The following is a 3504-nucleotide window of genomic DNA, read 5'->3' as shown; positions in this document are numbered from 1 at the left end:
TCTTTTCTCAAACACACCCGTGCTCCAAAGAAGAAGAAAGACTTTTCCATTGTATGACCCTCAACATCCACATGTCTCGACTGCCAAACTTTTGGCGACTGCAAAACAGTCACCTTGACAGGGCTAGTTGTCTTTGCCGAATATCAAGGTGATTGAGAATTGTCATGTACTGGGGTTGCTGACGACTCCCGACCAGACTCACATCGTCGGGGTAAGCCTTATCCATCATCGCTCTGATGGGAGTTTTGAGTCAGCACTAAACGCCGATCTGGTGGTAGATGCGACGGGGCGGAGGTCCCAAAGCTCTGTCTGGCTAGAGAAACTCGGCTATGAAAAGCCCCAAGAGGAACAAATACGTGTGGGCATCGGCTATATGACTCGCATCTATCGCCGCCGACCAGAACACCTCCAAGGCGATCTAGCTACAATCGTCTCACCCTCCCTCCCCAACTGGCGCTATGGGGTAATCTTGGCTCAAGAAGGCGATGACTCCGATCCTGCTCCCGCGTTAGCGAAGCTTAACGAAGTTATCGCGCTGGCTGCTAAGTACAGAGTATGGTCTAGATATGGGAGACGAAGCACAAAAACGGGGGCTAGACGAAGCACAATCTAAAATTCAAGAATTAGTTGGCGGTTAGTAGCGCCAGCCAGCTAACAAATCGATGAAGCGGACGGTTGAAATATATTGGTGAAGTTGCATAAGCAATCTGCCGCCGCTTATCTTGGTCGTTATACCTAATCGATTGAAAATTTCAATGGTTTAATGAAGAAAGGAGATGAAGTCATGCAACCGCAGTGGATTAAAACCAATCATCACAAAGCCAACTACGAAGCCTATAATTACGTTCCTGGTGCGATAGCATCCGGCAGATTTGCCTTAGACTTTAAATTAAATAATTGGTCTTCTGGAATATTACTAGAATTTTCCTGTGATTCTGCGATAGTAGCTTCCAAAACTTGATCGTGATGCCAACTAGCATTGATTACACGATTGAATTCTGTTATTGTTTGTGTAGTGGTTTCTTTCTGATTAATAGGTGGTGGAGGATTTTCCTGAGAATTAGCTGGTAGAGGATTATTATCTTTGTTACTAACAGGTGTTATAGTGCTATCTTGACTGCCAATCTTTCTTCGACAATCATGAACTGTTAGATTATTAGGATTACCTGAAATTACTGCTAGAGGTGCATAATAATGAGCTATACCATGCGGTGGTTGAGGTTGAGGCTCTAATTTTCCTTCTTTGTTTTTTTGTTTGGGCCATTCTACATTGCCTGTAGCTGTCCGCACAGGAATTAACCAATAATCACCAACTTGATAAAAGTTATTCTGAGTATCTGCTTGAAATTGAATCTCAATTCCATCTTCAAGAGGAAACCATTTATTATTCACTTCGGATAAATTTACTTTGACTTCTTTAGAATCCCAACGGCGTAATAGAGGATGCTTTTCTGGAAGCGATGTTTTGTTTTTAGTATCACCTGAGAGAATTACTTGATTCTGAATACGGTCTACTTGTTCAACTTTTAGTAGTTGGCGATCGCTATTTCCAAGTACATAATCATCATTGATGATTTCAACCCAATCACCTACTGATAAACTGCTATCTTTGTCCTTTCCTAAATGTTCTAGCGTCAATGCGATCGCTGAAGAATTACTCTCAGCAGATGTTACAATCGGAAAAACAATTGAACTATTTTCCCGCGACCAGACAAATGATAGTTGATTGTTGTTATTAACAGTGGGAACTGTAAAAATTTCTGCACGATAAAGATGGTTTTCTGTACCACGAAATTTAGAATTAAAGGGAATAACGCATGGATCGTTTATTCCTGTAGAACTAGATTTTGTAATGGCAATAATCTTGCCTTTTCCAGGCTTTATTAATTCTTGACCTAGCATACTGTAAAAACAGTCACGCTCCTTGGTAATTTGCTTTGCAACCGTTTCAATATCTTTATCGTCTTTTAATTGTTTGAGCTTGACTTGCCAAACTAACTTAGAGCGAGTCGCTGTATCTGCTCCTCCTAAAGCAACTTCACGAATATTAATTTTGCGATCGTCATAATCTTCAATGGGGGTTATATGTCGTTCCCAAACATCAAGATAAGCAAGATATGTCGCTCCTTTTAGTTGGACTTGACAAGTATCTATAAGTTCTGGTGTAAAATCTGGTTGTTGAAAATAAGATATAAATTCCTCATTTTCACAAAGTATACCATCTACATAATAGTTGCCTTTGCTAATTAAATAGCTTTGAGATTGGAGCAGTTGTTTTAATTTCTGTTTCTCTTCCTCACTCAAGTTATTAATATTATTAATTTGCTCTTCAGTAGCGATAAATTCAAAACCACAATTATATTCTGGGCCGCCTTGTAGTCCAAATACATCTTTAGCTAAAGTTTGCAAGCGATTTAGTAAAATCGATGTTTGTTCATTAAAGTCTGCATCTAGTTGCACTCGACCTTGTTGCATCAGTACTCGAAGAAAGTGCTTGCTCTTGTCGTAGGTATCACGAGTAAAATCGCCTCTAAATTCTCCTTGCATAAAATCCTCGTTAGCTAGCGTAAATAATGCCAATTTCAGTATTAGCAGGTGTATATTCATCTAGACGGATGCGTAAATTAGCCTCTTTTTGAGGTTGATATAAATTGTGAAAAGCACCCATTTCCGATTCGTCATCAGCGCCACGTTTGATTTCCTCAGCACAGGTTGACGCTAACTGACAGTAGGTAGGTGTGCCGTAGCGTGTACTGTTGAATTGGGGTTGTACGCGGCCTCTAGCGATAAGTTGTTCCGCTTCTATCTGTTGTGGCTGTAGTTCAGTTTCTTGCTTAACTATCTGCTCGACTAAATCCGGTTGACAATTATATCGGCGTGGTGTGCGTGAATTTGGCATCACGTAGCAGAAACGAATACAACCTAGTTGGCGACGAGCAACGAATATAATGCCGTTAAAAATACTGTTTTCTGCTAAATCAATTGCATGTACTTGAATCTGACCAAAGACTGTACAACGTGCAATAGTCAACCGCACATGAGCTATAGAATAGCCTACTGCACCGATCGCTTCACCTTCTATACTGGTAGCATCTATAATGCTATCGCTAATATCTATAGGCAAAGGGTCAGCCTCTACCTCATCTTGGTTAACCTGAATAGAACCAACAATACTATGTTGAATCGTGACACAACCATTGATATTAAATAACTCCAAACTTGGTTCGCTGTCACGTCGAGGTTTGCAATCACAATGTAACGACCAGCCCGGCACTAATGTAGAATGACGGATAATAACCGCAGTTGGTTGTTGCACAACAGAGGTAGAATAATCTACAAATTGAGTCGGATTACCTTCTATATGCACTCCCCGACCAGTAAACGCGTCATCGGTGCCATTACAATCCGATTTGGTAAGGTGTAAGGGCCAAGCTGAACTGGTGTGAAAAGATTGATATTGGAATTCATGGCTTAAATTTCTATTGGTAGATTAACGGCGTTGCA

Annotated in this window: 3 protein-coding genes and 1 pseudogene; 1 reads left to right on the top strand and 3 read right to left on the bottom strand. The window is 40.7% G+C overall.

The features are described from left to right. Positions 1 to 133 precede the first annotated feature (133 nt). Positions 134 to 613 carry a hypothetical protein gene (locus LC574_RS31790; RefSeq protein WP_229457549.1) on the top strand — a complete coding sequence of 160 codons (480 nt, stop codon included), beginning with the start codon at positions 134 to 136 and terminating at the stop codon, positions 611 to 613. A 227-nt stretch (positions 614 to 840) separates the two neighbouring features. On the opposite strand, the gene LC574_RS31785 is transcribed toward LC574_RS31790, so the two are convergent. The 3 genes and pseudogenes from LC574_RS31785 to LC574_RS31775 form a co-directional block, all read right to left on the bottom strand. Continuing rightward, a complete protein-coding gene (locus tag LC574_RS31785) occupies positions 841 to 2547 on the bottom strand; it encodes a DUF6519 domain-containing protein (protein ID WP_229457548.1) in 1707 nt (568 codons plus the stop codon). A gap of 10 nt (positions 2548 to 2557) precedes the next feature. After that, complete coding sequence (locus tag LC574_RS31780) at positions 2558 to 3367, bottom strand: hypothetical protein (RefSeq protein ID WP_229457547.1); 810 nt, start codon at positions 3365 to 3367, stop codon at positions 2558 to 2560. Between the two features lie 11 nt (positions 3368 to 3378). Next, positions 3379 to 3468, bottom strand: a pseudogene (locus tag LC574_RS31775) (hypothetical protein); the annotation flags it as partial. Between the last annotated feature and the right edge of the window lie 36 nt (positions 3469 to 3504).

The sequence above is a fragment of the Nostoc sp. CHAB 5715 genome (genome assembly GCF_020829685.1).
Taxonomy (GTDB): domain Bacteria; phylum Cyanobacteriota; class Cyanobacteriia; order Cyanobacteriales; family Nostocaceae; genus Nostoc.
Note: the sequence above shows the minus strand (reverse complement) of the source record. Positions and strands in the feature narration are given on the sequence as shown.